Here is a 24,691-nt window from a genome sequence, read left to right as displayed (position 1 = left end):
AGGGAAGGGTCGTCATGTCAGCCACCGCGCACCCCACACCACGCACACCGTTCCCACACGATGGTGTCGTCGACCAGCTCATGGCCTTGGCCCGCAACGCCAGCCTCAACGTCGAAGAGCACGACCCCATCGACTACTGGTACCGCCTCGGTCAGCGCAACGCATACGCCCACGCCACCGCCCAGCTGCTAGCCCCCGAGCTGGGCCACGACCCCTTCACCATCGCCGAGCGCATCACGACCGCACTCGACGCGGGCACCACCGACCTCCACGAGCTGCGCCAGGCGGCATACGGCGCCCGACCGCTCACCACTCCCCCAAAGCCCAGCATCGAATGGGTCGGCCCCAAGGCGTTCGACAGCCAGCACCGCAACATCCGCGGCGTCGACCGCGACTACGGCATGCGCTGGGGACCACGAAGCAACCAGCGGAGCTCCCTGCGCCTCGACGGCGACGAGGCCACCCACGGGCTGCTCTACGCCTACGACCCGACGTGGCAGGAGTATGCCGTCCTCTCCACGAATGCCTCACGTGCCGCCGTCGACCGCGCCTTCGCACACGCCACCGACACCGACATCCACATGCCCATCGAGACTTTCACCCAGCTCGTCGGCTCCTACAGCGCCGCGCTCGACGCCGCAGCCCGCACACCCGCGCCGGTGGCCGAGGTGCAGCTGTGACCCTCCAGCGACCGACCGTCGACGTCGAGGCGATCCGGGCCCGGCATCCGCTCCCTGAGGTGATGGCGGCCGCCGGCATCGAGCTGCAGCCACGCGGGCACGGCTACATGGGCTGCTGCCCCTTCCACGAGGACAAGACCCCATCGCTGTCGGTGGACCGCGTCCCGGACCGCTTCCACTGCTTCGGGTGCGGCGCCAGCGGCGACGTCATCGACTTCGTGCAACGCACCCGCAACCTCGGCTTCGTCGAGGCCGTCACCGAGCTCGACGGGGGCCAGTACCGAGACGGCCCCCTCTTCGTCCCTCGATCAGGACCGCGGCTTCACGCAGTCCCGGGGGTCGCTGCCGCCGCGATCCCGCCTAACCGCGCCTTCGAAATCAATGAGCTCGCCTGGGGGCACTTCGCCAGCCCCGTCGGGACGACCTTCGCCGCCCACTACCTGCTCCACCGCCGCGGCCTAAACCTCGAACCGTTGACACGCGAGTTCGCCGGCCAGCGGTTCGTCGGACACGCCGCTCACGGCTGGGTCGCTCTCACCGAGGACCTGCGCTGTGCGGGCGTCGACGACCACGAGCTCATCGGCATGGACCTGGCCATGAGGACGCGAGGTGGCCGGCTCATCGACACCTACCGCAACCGCCTCATCTTTCCGATCATCAACGCCACCGGTCAGATTCACGGCTTCCTTGGCCGCGACATCAGCGGCCACCCGGCCGCGCCCAAGTACCGCAACCCCACGCGGACACCGGTCTTCGACAAGTCGCAGGTCTTGTACCGCCCGACCCACCACTCGCTCGCCGCCGACGCGGAGGTGCTCGTCGTCGAAGGAGCGATCGATGCCCTCGCCGTCGCGGCAGCCGCTGCCGCCAGCGGAGCGACGCAGCGCGTCGCGGTCTGTTCGACCAACGGTGTGTCCGTGTCGCCCGCGCAGGTGCGCGCGGTGCTGGCGCTGACGCAGCGGCCCCCACGCATCACCTTCGACGGGGACGAAGCGGGACAGCGGGGCACCGTCCGCTGGGTCGCAGAGGCCTGCCTCGAGCAGCGCTCCCCCGTCCTGGCCACGCGTATGCCGTCCGGCATCGACCCGGCGGACTGGCTCGCCACCCACGGACCAAACGGCCTTCGAGATCTCCTCCCGGCGCCGTCGCAAGAGACCCGCGACGACATGCCCCACACGGTCGTCCCCGGGCGAGACATCATCCGGGCCCTGCTCTACAAAGCAGGCGACCCCATCCGCGACGCCGTCGACCTCATCGCCACGCTCGCTGGCCAGCTGCCCGCCACGGAGCGCCACCAGCTCCTACGCGACTCAGCCGCCGAAATGACCCGACACGGCTGGAACCCACGCGACACCTACGTCAAGGCCCTCGAGCACGCGATGCGCGGTCAACCTGCCGCTCATCCCTCCATGTGGCGCGCACCGGCGACTCCGTCACTCACCTGAACCAGAAGGGGCCCCCACTGCTATGTCCTCGACCAGCCTCCTCGATCGCGCCTCCGCCGAACTGCATTGCGCCGCAGACCAAGCCGAGGCGCGTGCCATGGGCAATCCGCTGGACCCTTGGTCAGCCATGGCCGGCACGGTCCGCCTCCTTGCCGCCGCCATCAACCCCATGCCCGTGATGTTGCCCGTCCAAGTCGGTGGACTCCACGAGCACTTCACCGCAGCCCTTGGCGCTCTTGACCAGCTGTCCGCCGCGGACGCCCCGCTGGACCTTCCCTTCTGGCGCGCGCACATCGCTGACCTCTCGACCAACGCCCACACACTCGACATCAGTCGGCCGACCGAGCCGAAGGCCGGCTCCTGATGGCGACGACCGCGATGGACCTGATCGACCGGGCCCGATGCGTCCTCGCCCAGCTCCAGCAGACCGACGCCCCGATCTCGCGACAGCAATGGGAGTCACTCGACCAGACCGTCTACCGCCTGCTTCACGAGCTCGACGGCGCACTCACCGGCAGGCTCTCCAGCGAGGAGGCTGCAGCGCAACTCCATCAAGTGATGCGGACCTACCCCCGCCCGCTTCAGCCCGTCGACGACCGGCCGGACTTCTCCATCAAGGAATCGGCACTTTTGCTCGGCATCAGCGACAACGTGGTGCGCAAGCGGATCACCAGCGGCACACTCCTGGCCGCCCCAACAAGCACCGGGTACCGCATACCGCGCAGCGAGGTCATGACCCGTGGCGGCGTCGCCCGACCCTCGACCGACGACCGGCACTCCATCTCCCGGCTCTCATGCACTTTCGGCGCCTTGAACGACCTCTTGGTTCTCCACCGCCTCGACCCCAGCGCTCCAGAACTGCACGCTCAGTCGGTCCTCTCGCTTGCCGCGCAGACGCTCTCCGTCACCGAGGCGGCTGCTAGGCGAGCGCTCGCCCTCTGTGACCCGGTCGCCGCCGACCGCCCCCTGTCGATCGCTCGGTACGCGGCTGAGGCTGCTGCGCTCTTGCCTGGCGCGGCGCCGCTGCGCGGGCTCCAGAATCCTGCGATACCGGCGCCCGATCATGCACCCGACGCACCGGCCGCAGAACTCGAGCGCTCCCTGCACCAGTGGGCCTCCGCGGCGCGAGACGACCTTCAGGACATGGTGCCCAGCGTTGCCGTCCTGCAGGACATCAACCGCCAAGGCGTCCACATCTACGCGGCCCTGGACGTGGTGCTAGGAACCGCGCCCGGAGATGCCCACCGTGCAGGCGCCCGAGGACAGTTACGCACGTCCGCGCTGACGCTACAAGGCGCCGCGGAGTCCTGGACGCAGACGTCCACGGGTATGCCGCCGTCCCGGCCATACGTTGAGGCCTCCCGTCGCCTCTACACCGCCCTCAGCGGTTTCACGGGAGCCGCAGGTCCCGAGCCGGACGATCTATCGGCCGCCTACCAAGCGCTCCTGCGGGGAGCTAGCGACATTGCCTGGCTGACGACTCTGGTCACGCCGTCGGCGTCTCGGCTGCACAGCTCAGGGGTCCTCTTCATCCACGCACGACACGCCAAGGGTGACCCGTCGCGCCTGAGCGCGAGCCTAGGAGGACGCATGGTTGAGGCCAGGGCTCACGACCTGCCGCACCTTCACGAGAATCTATGGGCGGCGCAGAGAGCCGCTGCCCAAACCGCCCGCGTGTTGCCCATGGAGATCGCGCCCTCGCAGTACCGGCAGCCGGAGGTCCGCTCAATCGCCCTCTAGCGCAAGTTGCCCACACCGCCCAGAAAGGGCGTGTCCGGGATCTGGTGCCTACCGCCCAAATAGCAATTCGCCCGACCCACTGACCCGAGTCGTGCCGTTTTAGTGTGTCGGCCAGCGGGTGTCGGTCGCGGTGAGGATTTCGCGGGCGTTGTCGGTGAGGGGGTCGGCTGCGGTGTGTGCGTGGCCGGCGATGGTGAGCGTGATCTGCTGCAGCGGCCGCAGCGTCCGGACGATCTTCTTGATGCTCATCCCCGTCTGGTTCTGCAGGTGACGGGCTACGGCCAGCGCGGTGAATACGTTGGTCAGATGGGCCTCGATCGACTCGCGGGTGTGGTGGAAGATCGGTCGGGCTCGCAGGTCGCTCATGCTCATCCGGAACGAGGCCTCGACGTGCCGCAGGTCGTGGTAGCTGGCAATGACAGGTTGCTGAAGCCAAGGGCGGACCCGCGCAAGTGCTCGAGCCGGCCGTTGATGGCCTCGGTGGGTCCGTTGGAGGTGCCCGGCCGGTCGAAATAGGCGAGCACGTCAGTGGCCCTCTTCAGGGTGCGGCCCAGCGTGATGAGCTCGGTCAGTGCGGCGGGGACACCCTTACTGATCGACTCGATGACCGCGTGCATCAGTTCGCGTCCTCGGGCGCGGTCGGGTTGGCGGTAGGCGCCGATCATCCGCTGGTAGATCCCCCAGGTCGCCTCGATCTCGACGTGCTCATCGGACGCGAACAGCACCTGCAGCCGCTGGGTCTGCCGGTCGGTGAGTAGCCCGTCGCCGGTGTGCAGGGTGCGCCGTGCCGCGTAGAGCGGGTCGCCGGCTAGGCCGCGATGGCCGTGGAGGTCCTGCTGGACCCGGCGGCGGCACCGGTCCAGGGCGTCGCCGGCCAATCGCACGACATGAAAGGGGTCCATCACGGTGACGGCGTCGGGCAGCTCCTCGGCGGTGGCGGTCTTGAACCCGGTGAACCCGTCCATCGCGACGACCTCGACCCCGTCGCGCCAGGACTGCGGACGCTGCGCGATCCGTCGAGCATCAGGTCCGCGCTTTGTGATGTGGCAACATGCGGGGCGAGCGGGGTGCGATCGATGGATACGGTAGCGCTCTGCGCGGGCACTCTTCCGTTGCCGTCTCGTAGCGCGCATAATTATCAGACCGCTCGCGAACAACCGCTGCCTCCTTCCGCGGTACGGGGACGGGCGGCCTGGAGGCAGGGATGAGCCATCTGGCGGATCTGCGCATCACTAGCTTGGATTCTTGGCCGCTACTAGTTCGAGACCCCGGCTACGAGGTGGTTGTGGATCCGGTGGTGTACAGGATCGGTGACCTATTCCTCGCTGATGGCCCTGCGCGGCGCGCGGGCGGGGCTGCGGACCAATCCTGGACTCAAATCGGCGAGGACATTGGCGGGCTAGTAACATTCTTTGACCTGCTCGTTCTCCACGAGCGAGTACCGGCCTTCGACTACTCGGTGACATTCGACCCCCTATCGGACAAGATTAACCGGGCCGGCGGCGATACAATCATCCACGACGTGCGCGTTGACGCCGCCGTATATGAACCAATCCGGAATGCGGTCGTCGCACACCTCCATGACCGGATCGCAAAGGGACCGTTCGTCCCAGCGGCAGTTGCCCGACAGATCCCGCGATACCTGGCAGACTTAGGTTATCAATGGGCCCCAGATATTAGTCACCTCGAGGCGGATCTCCCGGATGAGGTTAGCCGAACTGTTGCGCAGTTCCTCGTGGGGCACCTGCTGTTCGCCGGCTATGCGCAGTTGAGCGGTCTGCCGCATGTGCTTTCGCCGCGCCGTGGACGATTGATGGCTGCTGCCGGGCTACCTGTGGACCAAGGTGCTCCATCCGCAGAGGGTGCGCTCTGGAGTAGGGTCGGTGAGCGGCTGGCCGGCCAGCCAGGGTGGCGCGACGAAGTTCTGCCTTGGACGCCATCGTTTCTGCCCTACCTGCTGCAACAGACTAACGCGCGAGGCGGGGGGACTGCCACGTTGCTAAAACTAGCACTCGACCTGCGCCACAAGAATTCAGTGGAGAGCTATCGGGAGTTACGTCGCCGGGCGTTGGGCGCCGACGACTCTCAGGAAACAGTCGAAGCGCGACGTGCACTCGCAAACGAGGCCACGAAGGTAGCCAAGGATCTGGGCACTCGCCGGGAGGACCTCGCCTATACACACAGCTTTATCGTCGGGGCCGGCCCCAAGGCGCTCGGGTTCGCCGGCGGGGCAGGATTCGGCTTACTTATTGGGGGGCCGCCGGGCGCATTTGTAGGCGGCCTTGTAGGTGCGGTCGCACCTGACGTGCTAGAACCCGCAACTGAGCGTCTTTGGGGGTGGGTGATTGACAGACTGCCCTTCGTAAGTTCCCGCAAACTGCTGAGCCGGGCCGCCGGCGCAGAGGTGGAGGTGGGCACCGGGCTGATTGACAGCGCGAGGGAAATATGGCGACGAGGCTCATTCTAAGCCTTCAATCGGCATCGCAGGCGTTCTACCTTGATAGAGACCGTACAGACGCTCTGCGGAATTAGATCTCGCGCAGCTCGTCGATGAGCCTGGGGGCCGACGCCTCGGTGGACCGCGACCACGACCACGATTGAACGCGTCGTGCACATACGCGCGACTCCCGGGTCACGTCCCCAGCACCTTGGCCCAAGGCTGGGGTGCCCAGCCATGCTTCAGGAGTTCGTGGATGGCTTGCTGCGAGTTCTCGTCATGCGGACCCGGGACGCCACCAGCGCGTACTCGCGGACGTAAGGGCGTGCGACACATCGTCGCCGCCTACACGGCGTGGGATACCGACACGGATGCATACGCACTCGACCACTGGTCGGAACCAATGGAAGGCGTCTTGCGCAGCATCGCCGCGGTCTACGGCAACCGCCCCCGGAGTATGGAGGCGAGTGGCGAACGTCGTGATCCCCGTAATGGACACTCCCGTCGGGTGTCTCGACTTCGGAGTCCGCGTGTACACGCCGTCACAGAGAACCGTGACCGCTGCTCGGGCCCGCTTGTGTGCGATCTCGTTGGGGGCATGACCGGCGTGGCTCTGGACCTTTCGTCAGTCGACCTGCCGACGCTGGCGTACTCCTGCCAATTTGCTCGATGGCCCGGTTGGGCACGCGGTCTGGAAAGCGCGGTGCGCCAGGTTGAGGGGCGCGGCCTCCAACCACTGGGTGAATGCCGATGACGTCCGAGCTGTGAGTCCCGATGACGAGAGCCACCGAGGCGGCGGTGGCTTGGGTCATAGAACGCTGCGGTCGAGAAGCTGTGCCAGGCGTTATCCATGGCGCCACCGCCCTCGTGGAGTCATGGACACCCACGCAAGGCGACTGGCCCTTGAGTTGAATTTAACTCTGAAAGCCCGTCCGACCAGGCCTTCCGGAGGCTGGCCGGCCCCGTCGAGCGGTGGAGCGGAGAGCCGCAGGTTCAGCTCTCCCGAGGTCGACCGGGCGGTTGAGCAACTGGGGCCCCGTACCGCCTCGCCACGCAGCCACTAGTGGACCGTGTTTGAAGTTGACTGACGGTTAGCTTTCCTGAGGATTTCTTCAGCGGTCTTGGTCCACACGAACGGGTGGCAGCGGTCGTTCCATCCCTGGATGAAGGCGCGGATCTTGGCGTTGAGGTCTTTGACCGAGCCGAACGAGCCGCGGTGGATGGCTTGGCGCTCGATGATCCCGAACCAGACCTCGACCAAGTTGAGCCAGGACCCGGAGGTTGGGGTGAAGTGGACGTGGATCCGTGGGTTCGCGGCCAGCCAGTTGCGCACCTCTGCCTTCTTGTGAGCGGCGTAGTTGTCCATGACCAGATGCAGCTGCCGTCCGTCGCCGGTGTCGGGATAGGCGCGGGCGACCTGTTTGAGGAATGCCAGGAACTCCTGGTGCCGGTGCCTCGGCTTGCACGCGGCGGTGACCTTGCCTGTGGCGACCTCCAGCGCCGCGAACAGCGTCGAGGTGCCGTGCCGGACGTAGTCGTGGGTGCGGCGCTGGGGCAGGCCGGGTGGCATCGGCAGCATCGGCGCGGTCCGGTCCAGCGCCTGGATCTGGGACTTCTCCTCCACGCACAGCACGATCCCGTTCTCCGGCGGCGACAGGTAGAGCCCGACGACATCGGTGACCTTCGCGACCAGCTGCGGGTCGGTGGAGAACTTGAACGTCTCGGACGGCCACGGCTGCACCCCGTACTCGCGCCACGCCGTTGCCACCGTCTTGTTCCCGATGCCCAGGTGCCGGGCCAACAACCGGGACGACCAGTGCGTCACCCCGTACCTCTTGGGCGGCGGAGCCAGCGTGACCGACACGATCCGGCGATGGTCGATCGTCCGCGGCCGGCCCGAGCGCGGGTCGTCGCCCAGCCCCACCAGACCTCGGGACTGGTACCGGCCACGCCACTTGAGCACCGTCGCCTTCGACACCCCGAGCCGCTCGGCGATCCGCTCGTTCGCCTCCCCGTCCGCAGCCGCCAGCACGATCCGGGCACGCCGCGCCAGGCCAGCCCGGGCTGCCGTCGACCGCGTCAACCGGACCAGCTCGGCCCGATCGCCATCACGCAGAGCCAAAGCCGGGGCCGGACGATTCGCCATGCCTCATGGTCCCAACCCAAACCGTCTATGAACTAACGACACGCCGCACTAGAGAGTGCGCTCCATCTTATTGGCGCGTTCTCCGAGGGTCTGAAGTCCGGGCCGTCTGCGACACCTGGTGCGGAATGCGCAGATCATCCAAGCGTCAGGCTCGACCCGATGAACGATTATCACGAATCGCCCGCGAAGGTCAAATCGTGACGGGTATCTTTTATGGCACTGGTTGATCGCAGCAGGCACGTCGGGAGGCTGCATCATGATCAGCAAAGCGAGCTCTGCCGCCTCCAAACCGGCCACAGTGCGCACTAGGCCGCGCCTCGCGGGCTTGATCTCTATGGCGACGATCCCGTCACTCCGACTCGACGCGGCGGTTTTGACCGTCCCCGGCCCTCTGGCATCGGGGATGCGTCAGCGCCAGAGCTTCGCCCCCTATGCCCGCCTAAACGTTCCCCGCCTGTTTCGGCCACAACCTCGGAGGCTCTCATGATCGAGAAGACGTCCACTGCCAGCATGATCGTCAGACCGATCCAGGGGGACCTGCCGGCAGCTGAACAGAAGATCGTCAGCGGTCCGCCCATCTTCTGGGGTCCCCCCACGTGGGCGCCCGCATGGTTCTACAGCGCGCTGAACTGGCTCGGTAAGCGCTATTATGACGCGAACGACATCCACCAAAGCTTCAGCAACGTCATGGCGGGCTCGGACGTCGACCCGTATCAGGGTCTCGGCGCAACCCGGCTCTTCCTCGTCATCCGTATGGGTGCCGGGTTCCGCCTGTCCATCGCGCCGACCGCCGACACCGTCGCCCGATCCTCCGGCGCGATCACCTACCCCGGCACGGACGAAGGCATCCGCGAGATGTACATGGCCCTCGCGGCGAGCCCGGTCTTCGACCAGGCGAGGTACTGCTACGTCCCCGGCCGGATAGGTTCTGATCTAGATCTGGACCCGGAGGTCGACTACTCGACACCCTTGGAGAACGGCTACGACCCGGCTACCGGACTCCGCGCTGTCGTGTTTGGCTCCGCGGTCTCTCAGGTCGTCCCACTCGACGACTTCATCATCACCCACAACGAGCAAATCTACGACCAGAGCCCGACCATCGTCCCGCTTGTGACTGCGCTCGTCTACGATCTCACGCAGCACAACGAGCTCGGCGCCACGTCGTTCACGCTGCCGACGGTATACACCAGGGATCGGATCAGTGCCGGCACCGATTACGTGAGCCGCATCGGGCAGACGGTGGTGTTTGAGGGCGGTCCCGGTTACGACGCATCGGCCGCGACGGCGCTGAACCTGCAGACCGTGGCCACCGCCGCCTCGCCCGACCACACGTTTACGACCTACACGTTCGAGGCGGCGAAGGTCTACACGACCTCTATGGTGGGTTCCAGCGTGCGACTGGGCGTCGCAGAGCTGACCTACCAATCACCTTCTCCGGCACAGGTCTTCGCCGACCAGCGGATCATCGGCTTCTACCGAGACAACGCCTGGACTAAATCGTTCGGCGTACCGATCTGGGACTACCAAGCCGCCAACGCGCAGTTTACCGCGGCCACCGACGCGCCCATGAAACCGACGACGGTCTACGACCCCGCCCAGGTCTTCCTCAGCGGGGGTTCGCTGCAGAGCGTCGTGACCAAGCTGCGCCAGGCGCAGTACCTCTATGCGGTCGACACGCTGGTCGGCATGATCGACACCGCCTCGTCGAGTGACGCGGCGGCCGGCCTCGGGCTCCTCACCACGGCCGCTGCGCTGGACTTCAACCTGAGCTCTCGGGCCGCATCTTCGCCCGTCGTCGATCAGCTCGAGGTCCCCGTCGTCGTCAGCGTGACGACAACCCCGAACCCTGCAGCGCCCACTCCCCACGTCGAGGCCGTGAGCGTGCGTCCAGTGCTCGCCGACAACGGACTGTCGCGACTCGAGCAGGTCATCGGGGCCGGGGCCAACGCGCCAGCCGGTCCGACGCCGGGACCGGTCACGGTGCAGGCCGGCCTCACGGCCTCGATCCCCATCGAGGCGCTCGACGGCACGGGCATTGCGAGCCTGGAGATCGACACCCACTTTCCGGAGCAACAGCTGGGCGACGCGGCCACGTTCCTGGCCCAGGCCCCGGGCCACGTCGCCAACCTGATGGAGCGCACTGACGTCGACCCAGCGCTGCCGCCGTACGACCTGCCGCTCGCCAAGCTGAAGGTGATTTTCCGGCCCGGCATCGTCTACGTGCTCTCCCTCACACGCACGACCCTCAGCGTGCGCGGGGCCGACGGCTCGACGGCGACCGACAGGGCGACTGCGCCGGACAAGACGCACACGTTCGTCGGCTCGATGATCTTCACCGGCGACACAACGACTGTGCGGCTCTACCCCAAGCTGCAGCTGACGCTGCCGGCACCCGCCGTGGGCACCAGCGGGATCACGCAGGCCGCGGCGTACACGGTTCGGTTGACCTATGACCAGAAGGCGAGCACGTACGACGTGCTCGACGCCGGGCAGCTGCCCATCGCCTCGGGCGTCAGCGTCGCCAGCCCGAAGCCGTCGGACAAGTCCACGCCACACGCCGGTGATCTCTACTTCGGGAGCTTCGTCGGGGGCGACGACACGATGACCGTCTGGTCGGTGCCGGTCTTCCTCCACGTTCGGGCGGGCGACCTCCCGGGAGCCGGAGGCAACGGCTCGATGTCCCTCGATGCGCAGGTCAGCGGTGCGCCGGCGTACCGGCTCCAGATCACCGACAGCTCGGTCTTCGTCTACTCGAACATCAACGTCGACACGCGTCAGATCGGCTCGGTCAGCACGGCCAACGTGTACCTGTCCAGCGCTGTCATCAACTCCGCTCCGGATGACACGTCCGCGCTGGCATTCGCACCCAGTCCCGTGCTGATGGGCCTAGTCCGCCCGGTGCTGGTCGGCTCGACGCTCAAGTACGTGTTCGTGCCGGCTGACGACAGCATCGTGATCGGGGCGACCCGGTACATGGTGAGCGTGATCGAGCTGCAGGCGCTCGACTTCGACCCCAGCACGCGTCCCTACCCCCCGCTGGCCTGGCCGAGCAGCCAGTACTGGCAGTTCGCGAACAAGCACGACCCCTACCTGGACGTCGAGTACTCCGGAGCGACGCAGGACCAGCGCGTCGCGCAGGCGCAAGGGGGCGCAACGCGGATCGGCGCGGACGTCCACGGGCGCGGCGAGCCAATGCATCTCTACCTCGACACCGACCGGAAACAGATGACGGTGACCCCCATCTGGGGCTTCCCGTTCGACCCGATCACCCAGAGCGTCGACCAAGGGCGCCTGCAGGCGGCATTGGAGTCCGTTGTCGAGCTTATCGCCGCCACGGTCGAGACTACTTTCACCGCAATGGATTTCGGCTCCCTTGATGCGGAGCGGATCGCCTTGCCCGAGGAGCTGCAGCAGGGGAACCCGTACGCCACGTTCATCTCACCGTCCACCGCGACGAGCGGCGGGGTCGTGGCGCAGGACGTTGTCGAGTCCGCTGTCACCGGTCGAGCCGTCACCAACCTCAGCCCGGGCTTCGTGGCCAATGCCGCCATCGACAGCAGCGCGCACGTGCTGAGCGCCAAGATGCAGACCGCCCAACAGGGGGCGGCCGCCCTGTCGTACACCAAGGAACTCAACCCGGCTGCGGCCGTGCTGCAGGACCGGTCATCGGCAGCCGGAGCGCAACAGTCGAAGAAGCGCTTCCAACGGCAGACCGTCTATGGCTTCACCGTCTTCAACTCCGGCACCGGTGAGGCCTTCCTGGTCGAGATGGTGCCGGCCGATCAGGACGTGTTCGACCAGCTGCCGATGCCGACGAAGCACCTGAACTATGACCCGTACTACGTCCGGGTCGTCGTCCTGCAGACGCGCACCTGCTACAACATGTCGATCATCGTGCCGGCCATGGTGCACGACCAGTACGGCCACTTCGCCCGTCAGGGTGTCGAGTACAACAACCTGCTGAGCAAGACCGACGAGCTCGGGCTGGGCTACCTCTACTCGCTGTTCGACACGCTGGGCGGGTACGACGACCTGGCGTTCGAGCACTACCCGTTCCCGGTTGAGGAGATGGCGTACTCCCAGACCGCCATCTTCACGAACCTGCCGTACTCCCTCGCGCCTCACGGCGTGTTCCACGAGAACGAAAGCCAGAGCAGGACGCCGTACTTCGCCTGCCGACGCAAGAACTGGAGCGCGGACTGCCACCTGATGCGGGCGACGCACACCCGTGGGTCCGCGGCGTACATGGCGTTCGGTGCCGGCGATCTCGTCCCCCTGCGGCTGGACGCTGCCTTCGCCGTCGACAAGCGGTCGCCGGCGCACCTGTACAAGCTCACGTACACGTTCTCCGACCGCCAGTACGACGCGGCAAAGACGATCTCGGTCGCTAACAAGCCCTACGTGGTGGCCGTGACGACGAACGATGTCGGCGCCAAGCAATTCGTCAACTTCTCGATCGACGCGACGGCAGGCACCGCGGACCTGCAGATCGGTCAGAACCAGCCGCTGACCTTCCCCAAGGAGATCTATGTCGCCGGGCAGGCCAGCACGACGCTGATCTCGATCGATGACATCAACGCGGCGCTGGGCACGGGCTTCCAGACCACGGGCGACTTCATGACGCTCGACGGTTTCCTGCAGCCGACGGGGCAGGAGTTCGAGCTCATCCCGTACAACAACCTCGTCTACATGCTCCGCGCGGTCGCGAACTGCCCGCAGCTCGGCGCGGTCGGCGGACTCGGCGCGACCGCCGGCCTTCTCATCGACACCTACGTGCCCGCGACGACGGGCAACCTGGCCCTGGCACAGGGTGCGCGGCACAAGCGCAGCCAGCTGCAGTTCTTCGGGGCGAGCTACACACCGGAGACCATGGTCGACACGCTCGACGACCTCGACTTCACCAGCATCACCGGTGACACGTTCTACGTGCCGACGATCTTCGTGCCCATCCCCGAGCTCGACGCGAGCAAGGGTTTCGTGGCCGAGATCGCGGACTTCGTCGGCCAACAGTTCTGGACATTCATCTACCCGGAGATCGTCGCCCACGCGGACGACACGGTGAACGGCGTCACGTGGGACCACGACGTCAACATCGACGCCGAGGGTCAGCCGGTGCTGTCACTGCAGAAGCTCCACTTCGTCTACGACCCTCTCGTCGTCCTCTTCACGCCGAACGACCTGGCACACAAGTACGCCCTACAGCCGAAACAACAGGTATTGGCACTCACCAACGGCCAGATTCAGGAAGGGATCTGCTGGCGCTCGGCCAACGTGCAGCCGCAACGACTCACGCCCCGGAACATCTGCGCCCAGCAGATCCTTCCGGACGGCATCGGCATGGACCGGCCAAACATCATCTACTCCGCGCACAACCGGCCGGTCGCGACATCCGTGGAGTCGGCGTACATGGGGATGTCGGTCAAGGGCTTCCTGTCCGTCTCCGGCGTCGTCTACAGCATCGAGGAGTCGGCGCTGTCCAACGACCAGACCGGCTCTAGCTTCATCTCGTCGGTGTCGTCGACGACGAACATGGCGCTGGGCGTGCTCTTCGAGTACGACAACAACGACCTCGGCACGATCGATACGGTGGACAGCACCGACACGACCAAGGGCATCGTCTTCCTCAACGGCTATCTCGGCGCAAGCGGCTACGCGTTCTCCAGCCCGGACCATTTCGACGTCAACGACGTGCCGCCTTCACAGGTCCCGCTGCTCGAGCAGATCGCCGACACGATGGGCTTCGACGTCGCGTACTTCAACACCGACGTCAGCCTGCCGCGGCAGTTCTGGAGCATGACCTATGACACCTTCACGCCGTCGGGCGTGCCGAATTTCATCCCGAATGTGCCGCCGTCGGTTGTGGACCCGGGTTTCACCAACCGCACCCGGTCCCTGATCCTCAGCCTGCAGAACCCGGTGCATCCCGAGCAGCTCGGGATGATGGACACGTACAGCTCGGTCGTCTCCGCGAACCTCCACCTGGCGAACGGCGTGACCGGCTCGGTGTTCCTGAGCAAGAAGGCGGACCGCGACGTCGCCTCGATCGGGTCGAATCCCGTTGGACCCAACGGCTTCCCGCTCTTCGGCCTGCCCACGAAGTACGACTTCTTCATCTTCTCGCGCGATCACTACTGGACGTTGAAGGGCGCCACGTTCGAACTGGTCGACCAGGGCTACGCCATGTGCCTCGTCGACGACGGGTCGGGCACCGGCAACAAGGTCGCGAAGTACTTCATCGACGCCGACGGCAACTACTACGAGCTCTTCAGCTATGCGCTCTACTCGCCGAACGGCGGGATCCTGGAGTCGTCGAGCTTCACCCTGCGAGTCACGCTGGGGGCATCCGGGAACCTCAGCGCGGCCCCGATCATCCCTGAGACGCCGAACAACGTGAACCCGCAGGACCTGGTGGCCCAGATCAACAAGGTGTCCAACCTGATCTACGCGGCGTTCGGCGCGTCGTCGCCCGGCCAGGCTCCGGCGTACTTGCCGATCCAGGCCGTCGGGGGATCGGTGCCGGCGGCTCCCATCGTGGGCCCTCCGGGCTTCAACGGTTACCAGCTCAACGTCGCCGCGGCGAGTCGCCAACCGGTGCAGATCTCCCAGATCTACTCGGGGACAACGGCGTTCGCGATCGACGGGTCGACGACCATCACGCCGATCAACCCAAAGAGCGGCAAGGCAATCCCGTACTACGGGACGATCTCGCATGGGCTCGACCGGATGCTGCCCGCCACCTTGCAGTCCGCGGACGGCAGCGTCGTCATCCCACGCGCGACCGTCCCGCCAGGGCCGGCGACCGGCCCCTTCGGCGGGAACGGGCTGGGCGGACTGATCGGCACGCCGTTCAGCAAGGCCTTCCAGGGAGCGGGTGCCGTCCCGCCGGCGATCGCGGGCAACCCGACGCCGGGCACGACCATGAAGGCCGATGACACCGTCTTCTACACCTACAACGCCGTGACCAACTCGGTGATGGACTCGACGGGCAAGTCCGCCACCCTCGGCGGCACCCAGTACTTCGTGGACGCGACCGACCCGACCAACCCGATCTATGCCGTCGTCACGCTGCCCAGGTTCACGTTCAACGGCAGCACGTACACCCTGAACCTGTCGACCACCCTGTCCGACGGCGTGACGTCCAGGTACAGCCTCGTGGTCGGCGGCCGGAGCTACCGGTTCGACCCCGACAACGCGCACGTCACCGTCGATCGCACGACGTTCACCTTCAACCCGCCGCAGGGTGGCGCCTACACCGTGACGATGACGGCCCTGGACCAGCCCGCCGGGAACGAAGCGCCCTCGCCCATCGCGCTCACACCGTTCTCCGTCGCGATGGGTGGCATGGTCGCGACGGTCGACGTCTTCAACGACGCGGGCGCCCTGGCCAACCTCGTGCTGGGGGTCATCGGTCGTCAGTACGCGTACGACCCGGTGCACGGGGCGGTGACCATCAAGGCTGGCGCGACGTCGACCACGGTGTCGGTCGCGATCGGCCTGGCCTTCGCCTCGAGCACCGGTTATGGCTACGTGATCGGATACGCCAGCGGGGCGTACACGGTCAACGGGACGCCGATGCTGCCCTACTCCGCATCGACGACGGGCACGCCGGCGACACATGCCCTGATGACCGCGCCGCAGATGTTCACCATCGGCGGGAACTTCTACACCTTCGACCGCGATCCCGCCGGTGGCTACGCCAGTGTGACCGGCGCCCACCAGACCTACCTCGTCAACCCGTACCAGTTCTCCGTCAACGGCGAGGTCTACGTCATCAACACCAACGTCCAGCCGAACACCGTCGTGGGCGGCGGCAACGTCTACCCGATGTCCGCGGGCAACACTCAGTTCCTGCTGAACGGCGTGCAGTACACCATCACGCTCAAGCAGGGCTCATTGAACGGCGCGTCCATCTCCGGGCAGTTCAACATCACGCAGGGGAACGTCGTTGTTGTCGAGAACTACGTCTACGAGATCGACACCCTGAACGGCCAGCTGGTCGGCAACGGCGCCACCTACCCGCTCACCTCGTCCGGCGTGACGTACACGATCAGCACGACCGACCGCAGCTTCACGGTCACGACCGAGCCCAACGCGAACACGGTGACGATCGCCGGGATCGTCTACCAGATCAACAACACCACCGTGGTCGGCGACGAGGTCGTCTATCCGATCCTCGTGTACCGCACCTTCGAGGACGCTGGCACGACGTACGACATCGGGCTGGACGGCGTCGTGTCCCTTCCGACTCCCCTGGCGCTGTCCGGCACGGCGCCGTACACCCGGTCGACCTTCACCGACGGGGCCACCTACACGGTCAACGACGTGGCGGCCTTCGACGGCACCGACTACTTCCGGCTGACCGGGACCCCGCCGCAGTTCGCCGCCGGCGGGCGCACCTACACGGTGCGCACCGATGCCGTGGCGATCCCGGCCGGTGGTGCCAAGACCTACCTGGTCAACCCGACCGGGCCCCTCAGTCCCAACCAGTTCACCTTCGGCACTCAGACCATCCACGTCGGGCGGCCGGTGGACGTCGCGGCCTTCGACGGGCAGCACTGCTACGCCATCGCCAACGGGGAGTTCACCGACACGACGGCAGGCATGACGTTCACGCTCAGCGGCAACACGGCGGTGCACGAGGGCAACAGCTACGAGATCTTCAGCAACCTGGGCGCGGGAGCGTACTTCGAGGTGCCGGGCGGCTCGACCTACTACATCTCGATTCCCGTCGCAGACACTGGATCGGCCTCCGGCGACATCTTCAACGTGTTCCCCGTCTCCGGTGGGCAGTTCGCGATGCCGATCCGCTACACGATCACTGTCGCCGCCGGGGTCGTCACCGTGGACGCGCTGACGTTCACCGGAGGGCCGACCGTCGTGCCGACGCTCACGGGCGTGGGCACCTCGCTCACCGGCGGCTACTTCGTGGACCCGGTCACGCGGATCACGTACACCTGCGTCGTCGACGGCACCACGGTGACCTTTGTCGACTCCAACAACGCGTCCTACCCCTTCCCTGCGCCGAGCACCACCGACGTGCTGATCGCGTTGGCAGTCGTGGCCACGGGTGTCACCGTCGCCGTCGACGACCAGGCGACGCCGGCTGTCTACGCCGTGCAGAACAACCAGTTCACGACCGGACCGGCGACGTACACCGTCAACGTGCCCATCGCCTACGAGAACGCCGCCGGCCCGTACTACCCGATGGTCAACGGCCGCTTCATCGTGCCCGAAGCCGACCCGCTATCGAACCATGCCTACACGGTCCGCGGCGGCAGTGTCGTCAAGGGCTGGGTGATCAGCCTCGACGACGGCTTCTCGGTCGACGGGGACGTGCTCTACACCATCAACGCCGTCAACGTCGTGCGTGCCACCAACCTGGCCACCCTGGCCGGTGCACCGCCGAACCAGACGCTGACCGCCGGTCCGCTGACCTACGCGCTCGACGACACCCTCGAGAACGCGACCATCCATCCGGCGGGCGTCACGTTCAACACCGGGACCCAGCAGCTCACGGCCACCGTCGACGGCCAGTCGGTGACGTACACCGTCAGCGCCACGTCGGCGACCGACAATCGACACCCGCAGAACACCTTCCCGGTCACGGTGGCCGGGGCAGTGCGCACCTTCACCGACTCGGCCGGCGGGGTGACCTTCTCCTTCGACGCCAGCGGAAACAACCCGGTCACGGCGGAGTTCGCGTACTCCAACAACTTCTTCGTCGACGCCCTCACCGGCGTGACCTACGTCGTCGATGAGGCGGACAACCGCGTCGAGGCGCTGTCCTACCTTCCCGAGATCACGGAGTACGCGTTCACCGCCGGCGACGGCAAGACGTATCTCATCCACTACGACGACGTCCGGGTGCACTTCCCGGTGATCTCCGGCGCGAACGTGGAGGCCGGTGTCGCGACGGTCGGCGCGAACACGGTCGCGGTCGAGATCGACGAAGTCGAACCCGTGGCCGGCGGTTCGCCGATCCCGGTCAACCGCAACTCGTTCGAGATCAACGGCAACCTCTACACGATCGGCGGCATCCCGGTCGGCCCGGACTACTCCACCTGTTCGGTCGTCGGAGCCGGCGCGGCACCCCGACCCTTCGCCGGCCCCAACACCTTCACCCTCTCCGACCCGTCCGTGGTCTTCACCGTAACCCTCGATGCAGACGACCTGCCCGTGTCGATCGCCGCGACGTTCCCGATCCAGCCCAACCGCGACCTGATCTCGGTCAACGACGACGTCTACCTGATCACCTACAACACGGTGAGCACCGGCAGTCTCCTCGGCCAGGGCCAGAAGTCGATCCCGATCACCAACTCCAGCTTCACCCTTACCAACCGGTTCGACGCCACGAAGGCCAAGTTCATCTTCGCCGATCTTGACATCTTCAACGCAGCGTCGGTAGTCGGGCAGTTCACGGCGTACATCGCGCCGAGCTTCTTCATCTCCGGCGTCACCTACACGTTGGACCCGGTCCGCCTTGTCGTAACCGACTCCGACAAGCGGCCGTACCCGCTCGTGCCCAACCCCACCATGTTCAGCCTCAACGGCTTCAACTACCTCATCGACACCAACCGCACCCCCCATGCCATCGTCGGCAACGACAACGTCTCACCGCTCGCCACGGACATCACCGTCGAGAGCGGCGAGCCGATCCCCAACTCGACCTTCACGCTGACTGGTCAGGTCTACGAGTACGCAGAAGGCCCGGGTCACACCTTGCTCGCGATCACCGGCGCCAAGAGCTACCTGATCGCCCAGCCGGCCCTGACCTTCAAGCTCGACTCCAGCCTGGTCTTCACGCTGTCCCCGACGCCGCCGGCCGCGGGCAACTATGTCGGCGCCGTCGCGCCTATCGGCACCGTGACTGCCGGCACGACGGTCCTCAATGTCTACCCCGGGACTCCGGAGTCGGCCGGTGCCGACTTCTTCGTCTACAAGAACGTCCTCTACACCTTCGTGAAGTCAGGCGCCGTCTACGTCGCAGTCCAGAAGTCGTACACGGTCTACGCGTCCGACCCGGCCGCGACGCAGCAGCAGCTCGCCGTGTTCGACCTGAGCGGCACGACGTACCTGGTCACGGAGGGGACGACCGCCGGCGATGCTGCACCGTCGGGGATCAACCCCGGCACGATGTGGGCCGCCACCTCGACGTCCAACGTCGAGACGCAGTTCGGGCTCGTCTACGGCTTCACGTCCCAGCCGACCACGGTGACGCGGTCCGGCACGGGTGTCGCGCAGTTCCCGGCGGCCGACCCGAGTGGCACCACCACGCTCTACGACATCGTCTACGCCGCCGGGAGCAACGCGAACGTCGTCAAGGTCGACGTGCCGGCGCTGCTCCCGACCTTCACCCAAGCCGGGCCCTTCACCTTCACGCCGTCCTACCCGCTGACCTTCGAGACCGGTGGCTACAACGCCTTCACGACGTTCGTGGCCGAGACGTCCACGCCGAGCCTGAGCTTCGCCGCCGCGTACAAGACGCCCATCACGTCAACCGATCCGCTGGTCGACTCGCTGATGACCACCCAGGGCGACTTCAGCCTGGAGTTCTGGCACTCGATCCCGGCGTCGACGCCCTCGGCGTACCACCCGGTGAGCTACTCATCGAGCACCAGCAACCCACTCGTGTACTACGTCGATGTGGACTTCGAGGACGACTCGAACATCTACCTCGGCATCAACAACACCGTCCTGCACGCCGCCGCGACCCCGCCGGTCTTCTCGTCCGGCTGGCGGCACGTCGCGCTGACCTACCAGCAGCCCTACACGATGCTTTGCCAGGGCGCCGGCTTCGAGGTGAAGAAAGGCAGCAGCTACAACTTCAACCGTGACTTCAGCATCGCCATGACCTTCGCCGTCTCGGACGCCTCGATCGAGCAAGGGCTGCTCTACAAGGGGACGGCGTCAGATGTCACGACCCCGCAGCTGAGCATGTCCTACCGAGTCGGAATCAGCGGCGGCGCCGTGACCTTGCAGTTCACCGACGCCAACAGCGAGCTCAGCCCGCTGTTCGTGGGCCCGGCGATCTCGAACGGCCAGTTCTTCCAGATGATCATCGTGAAGCACACGACGACGCCGGCCGGGCGCGACGACAGCTCCGACCCGTACGCCGCGCCGTTCGACACCTCCGACCTCGGGACACTCAACACGAGCGGGATGAGCGGTCACTCGTCCGGATTCCCTTCCGGCGGTGGCGACGTGACCATCTCGAGTGTCGCCCCCGCAGGCCAAGGCGCGAACACGCGCACCGCGAAGTTCCTGACCAGCCTGGCTGCCCCGCCGCCCAAGAAGTACTCGGTCACGATCTCGGTGCGCACGGTCAATGACGACGGGACGTTCGGGACCTGGCAGTCGGTGTCGACCGACCACACCGTGACCAACGGCGACCCTGGTCTGGCCGTGAACCCGACCGGCGGAGCGCACCTGCTGATCGGCGCGGCGTTCGCCGACGACGGGACAGCGGTGCCGCTGGGCAACGCCAGCGGGGCCGTCGGCAACATCCGGCAGGTGTATCTGTTCAATGGCGCGATCGACCACGCCGGCATCCGCAAGGACGACGGCACCGTCGTCGACCTCGCGAACGCGAGTTCAGACGACATGGTGAAGGCAGGGCTGGTCGGCACCTGGTCTGCGACCTACGACGCGAACGGCTTGATCAACAACCCCTACGACTCCGATGCGGTCGCGACGTCGACGAACCTGGCGAACGCCTACCTCGCACCGCTGTCCGGACATGAGCGCGAGGGGGCTGCGCTCTACGTGAACGGCTACCGGATGTCCCTGTCGCTCGTCACCGGTGCCCAGGTGCCGTCGTCGATGACGGGGTACAGCGCCGGCAGCGTCGACCTCACCGTCAACGCGGGGCTCTACCGGCTGGCCGAGGTCAGCATGTGGCGAAGCATCCGGCAGCAGCACCAGGTGGTGGACGACATGTTCGGGCGCCTGGTGTCCACCAACGAGCCGTTCCTCATCCTCTACCTCAGCGGCTCGTTCGCGGTCGAGGCGATCAACGCTCCGATCCTGCCGATGAACAAGTACATCGACAACATCGCGGTCACCAACGCCGTAGCGACCCTCGACCTGGATCTGTCCTCGGCCTCGCTGGACCTCGCCGGTTGCCCCGCTGTCGGCCGGTGTGGACCGTTGGTCACACCGAACCTCTACACACCACCCGGCGTCGCGCTGACGGTCTGCGACACCGTCCCCTACCTGACGACGTACTCGGTGACGCTGAACACGCTGACCGCCTCGCTCGCGGGGGAGCTGAACGAGGCATATGTCTACCTGAAGGACGGGGTGCTCACGCTCTACGCCGGCAAGAAGATCGGCGACCTCGTGCTCAGCTGGGTCTCGCAGGAGCAGGGTGACGTCCAGCTCATCGGCTACATCGAGGGCGCACCACCGGCGCCGATGGCCAACCTCACGAACAAGGCCTCCTACGCAGGTGCTACCTCGATCACGTTCAGCGCACCGTCCTCGGTCACGCTGAAACTCCAACGGGGGTATGACAGCTCGGACGAGAACAAAATCGACTTCAGCGACAACATGGGGGCGCAGTTCGGCCTGAATATGCACATCGCGCCGTTCGGTTTCGGGATGTCGGCCGAGAAGTTCGTGTTCTCCATCTTCACCACGCTCGGTGGCGGCGGGTCGTACACATGGACCAGCGGAGACGGGTCGCAGATCACGTCGACCAACAAGCTGGACGAGTCGAACAAGTACACGGTGAAGTTGCAGGGCACGTTGTCGCCAGTCACAGGCGACCTCTTCATGGCGAACCTCAACAGTGTGACCACGCAGAGCGCGACCGCCGGTGTGGCGGCGTCCAAGAGCGCGATCCTGCCGAACCCCAGCCTGGGTGGCTTCACCTCGCCCAACCCGCCGTTCGCCCTCCCCAAGGTCCCGAACGACGAGAAGTTCGGGTCGCGTGTGTTCGCGCCCTCGCCGTACGGCCAGGCCTTCGTCACGTCGCAGACCCTCGACGTCTACCAGCAGACGCTCGTCCAGACGAACACGGTCTTCGGTTTCGTCCGGATCCCGAACAGCCAGATCCCGCGTGACCTCAACATCGTGTCCTTCCGGATGAACAGCCAGTACCTGCGACCGGGCATCCTCGACGGGGTCGTCGGCTACGTCTACGAGCCGGCCACGTTGCTGAACGGGGTCCAGACCTACACGACGTCGACCGGGGAGATGGCGCCGCTCTACGACAAGAACTTCTCCTCAGGCGAGGTTGGCCACGACGCCAGCTACATGCGGATCGTCGAGGCCTACCGGCTGAAGCGCCAGATCGACCAGCAGGCCTTCAATGCCCTGGCCATCTACCAGTCCCAGTACAACGAGCAGGCCTGGCCGACGGACTCGCGGCTCACGCCGGGTCTCGACTTCTACAACGAGTACCTGTGGTCCGCGCGTGGTGGCACCCAGGAGGTCAAGCACGTCTACACGACGACGTACGACGAGGTCTACACGACCAGTTCGGGCAATACTGCGGTCGCCAACGTCAACTTCAACATCAAGCTTGCGGCCGCCGCGCTGACCGTCATCGACTTCAAGTTCGCCTACACCTACACCAGCAAGTTCTCGATCAAGTCGAGCTACAACACGACCGGCACTTCGTCGTTCGACATCGCCGCATCGTTCGACGGTCTCGAGAGCGACACCCAGATGCGCTACGCGTCCAACAACGACGCGCACTTCGTGATGCGGTACAACTCGATGTTCAACCCCAACAACCAGAGCGGGCTCAACCTCATGGTCGGTTCAGACGGGTTGGTCTACAACATCGTGCCCAACGTCTCCTCAGGCGCCGGGCTGCCGACGTCCAACAACCTCGACGACAGCCAGACCTACACGCAGCCACAGCCGTCGTACGCGTCGGGGAACGCCTCCGGCAACACCGGTGCGCTCGAGCCGTACGACCGGCCCGGCAAGGTCAAGCAGTTCCGGAGCTACGCCTTCTTCCTGCAGCCGACCGAGGAGAACGCGGACAACTTCTGGGACCAGGTCGTCGACCCGGTCTGGCTCGCCAACAGCCCGGAGGCGGATGCGGCGGCGATGCGCTCGGCGCAGAAACACAAGTCGATCCCATGGCGGGTTCTCTACCGGGTCACCTACGTCGAGCGTTTCCTGCCCCCGGTTTCGACCGACGCGGTCGTGGTGCCGCAGATCATGCCGATCATGGCCGTCCCGGTCCTCGACCCCGCGTCCGACTTCCTCTTCACGTCGCTGGACGCTGTCGGACCACGGCCGCCGCACAACCCGGACAACGACATCGAGGCGAACGTCGTGCTCAGCGTGCCGACCGCATCGGGCGGGAGCGTCGGCTCGATCGCTACATCAGGTCCGAACATCGGACTGCCCGTGCTGGGCAACAACGTGGTCCCCTTCGACCTGATCAAGCAAGCGACGTCCATCGTCAGCTGGGGCGACAGTGCAAACACCAAGCTGCTCAGCCAGCTGACTACCTCGGTGCTCGGGCTCAACACGGTGCCCCTGTTGGGCCGCGCCGTGCCCGGCTCGACCAGGCTCTACGACGTCATCGACCCGTTGGCGGATCGGCCGCTGTACTCCGTCTACACGGACCCGAACGGTTTCACCGTCAACATCTCAGCTCGCCCTGACATCACCGTCTACCAGGACGTCAATGGCAACCCGATCCAGTACTACGACGGCAAAGCGTTCCACTCGCTGCAGGAGGACTACGTCGCAACGACGGACGGCACGGTCGTGTACTACATTCAGCCGCCCTCTACCTACGACCAATCCGCGTTCGACCTCACAGGCGACGACGACCTCTTCGGCCACCCCGGCGACGAGTGGCGCTACTTCCTTGTGTCTGGAGTCAGCGCCGACATGACCTCAGAGCCGAGCGTCCTCGGCAATGGGCCGTTCGAGTCCTCTAGCGGGTTCACAGGGCTACGCGTAGCCGACGCTCAGCACGCAGGCAGTGGCGCGAAGCAGGTGCAGGGCTACGTGCTAGTAAAGGGCATGATGCAGTGGCCCCATCTCAACACCAACGCAGAAGTATTCGCCGATGTGTTGGTGTACAAGGCGATGAGCCTGCTGGACACTTTCCCGATCGGTGACCTGGACGTGCTCGCTGCCTTCCTGAAGGCGCAGTTTGGTGCGGCACCATTCATCGGCAACGACGAGATCTGCCTCGTATTCGCCCGCAACATCGTGTCGTACTTCAACGCTACTCAGCAGGGACTGATCCCCCAATAACTATGGGGACTGC

At 66.0% G+C, this 24,691-nt stretch carries 7 protein-coding genes and 2 pseudogenes; 6 read left to right on the top strand and 3 right to left on the bottom strand.

From position 1 onward, the window contains the following. Nucleotides 1-14: 14 nt before the first annotated feature. From AC1DIW_RS16405 to AC1DIW_RS16390, 4 genes are read left to right on the top strand one after another with little or no spacing between them, the layout of a single operon-like run. Nucleotides 15-680, top strand: a complete 666-nt coding sequence (locus tag AC1DIW_RS16405) for a hypothetical protein (RefSeq protein ID WP_478109477.1) — start codon at nucleotides 15-17, stop codon at nucleotides 678-680. Next, on the top strand, nucleotides 677-2,125 hold the full coding sequence (locus tag AC1DIW_RS16400; protein ID WP_478109475.1) for a CHC2 zinc finger domain-containing protein: 1,449 nt from the start codon (nucleotides 677-679) through the stop codon (nucleotides 2,123-2,125). Before AC1DIW_RS16405 ends, AC1DIW_RS16400 begins: the two co-directional genes overlap by 4 nt. Before the next feature lie 22 nt (nucleotides 2,126-2,147). Beyond that, complete coding sequence (locus AC1DIW_RS16395) at nucleotides 2,148-2,489, top strand: hypothetical protein (RefSeq protein ID WP_478109473.1); 342 nt, start codon at nucleotides 2,148-2,150, stop codon at nucleotides 2,487-2,489. Next, nucleotides 2,489-3,865, top strand: a complete 1,377-nt coding sequence (locus tag AC1DIW_RS16390) for a helix-turn-helix domain-containing protein (protein ID WP_478109471.1) — start codon at nucleotides 2,489-2,491, stop codon at nucleotides 3,863-3,865. The genes AC1DIW_RS16395 and AC1DIW_RS16390 overlap by 1 nt, the downstream gene beginning before the upstream one ends. A gap of 99 nt (nucleotides 3,866-3,964) precedes the next feature. On the opposite strand, the pseudogene AC1DIW_RS16385 reads toward AC1DIW_RS16390, so the two are convergent. Together AC1DIW_RS16385 and AC1DIW_RS16380 are read right to left on the bottom strand one after the other, a co-directional pair. Beyond that, nucleotides 3,965-4,285 (bottom strand): annotated as a pseudogene (locus AC1DIW_RS16385) (IS1634 family transposase); the annotation flags it as partial. Further along, nucleotides 4,234-4,878 (bottom strand): annotated as a pseudogene (locus tag AC1DIW_RS16380) (ISL3 family transposase); the annotation flags it as partial. The pseudogenes AC1DIW_RS16385 and AC1DIW_RS16380, both read right to left, overlap by 52 nt. Nucleotides 4,879-5,069: 191 nt before the next feature. Between AC1DIW_RS16380 and AC1DIW_RS16375 the strand changes: the two are divergent. Continuing rightward, nucleotides 5,070-6,332, top strand: coding sequence for a hypothetical protein (locus tag AC1DIW_RS16375; protein ID WP_478109470.1), 1,263 nt, complete (start codon nucleotides 5,070-5,072; stop codon nucleotides 6,330-6,332). Nucleotides 6,333-7,362: 1,030 nt separating this feature from the next. Here AC1DIW_RS16375 and AC1DIW_RS16370 read toward each other — a convergent pair. Then, nucleotides 7,363-8,448 carry an IS630 family transposase gene (locus AC1DIW_RS16370; protein WP_478109468.1) on the bottom strand — a complete coding sequence of 362 codons (1,086 nt, stop codon included), beginning with the start codon at nucleotides 8,446-8,448 and terminating at the stop codon, nucleotides 7,363-7,365. A 510-nt stretch (nucleotides 8,449-8,958) separates the two neighbouring features. Here AC1DIW_RS16370 and AC1DIW_RS16365 point away from each other — a divergent pair. Further along, nucleotides 8,959-24,678 carry an RHS repeat domain-containing protein gene (locus tag AC1DIW_RS16365; protein ID WP_478109466.1) on the top strand — a complete coding sequence of 5,240 codons (15,720 nt, stop codon included), beginning with the start codon at nucleotides 8,959-8,961 and terminating at the stop codon, nucleotides 24,676-24,678. Nucleotides 24,679-24,691: the final 13 nt, after the last annotated feature.

Source organism: Terrabacter sp. 01T434, assembly GCF_056398545.1.
This window is presented reverse-complemented; position numbering and strand designations above follow the sequence as displayed.

Excerpts from the sequence above, each read along its gene's own strand:
- AC1DIW_RS16390 (WP_478109471.1), top strand. The coding sequence starts at position 2,489 with ATGGCGACGACCGCGATGGACCTGATCGACCGGGCCCGATGCGTCCTC.
- AC1DIW_RS16405 (WP_478109477.1), top strand. The coding sequence starts at position 15 with ATGTCAGCCACCGCGCACCCCACACCACGCACACCGTTCCCACACGAT.
- AC1DIW_RS16395 (WP_478109473.1), top strand. The coding sequence starts at position 2,148 with ATGTCCTCGACCAGCCTCCTCGATCGCGCCTCCGCCGAACTGCATTGC.
- AC1DIW_RS16365 (WP_478109466.1), top strand. The coding sequence starts at position 8,959 with ATGATCGTCAGACCGATCCAGGGGGACCTGCCGGCAGCTGAACAGAAG.
- AC1DIW_RS16375 (WP_478109470.1), top strand. The coding sequence starts at position 5,070 with ATGAGCCATCTGGCGGATCTGCGCATCACTAGCTTGGATTCTTGGCCG.
- AC1DIW_RS16370 (WP_478109468.1), bottom strand. The coding sequence starts at position 8,448 with ATGGCGAATCGTCCGGCCCCGGCTTTGGCTCTGCGTGATGGCGATCGG.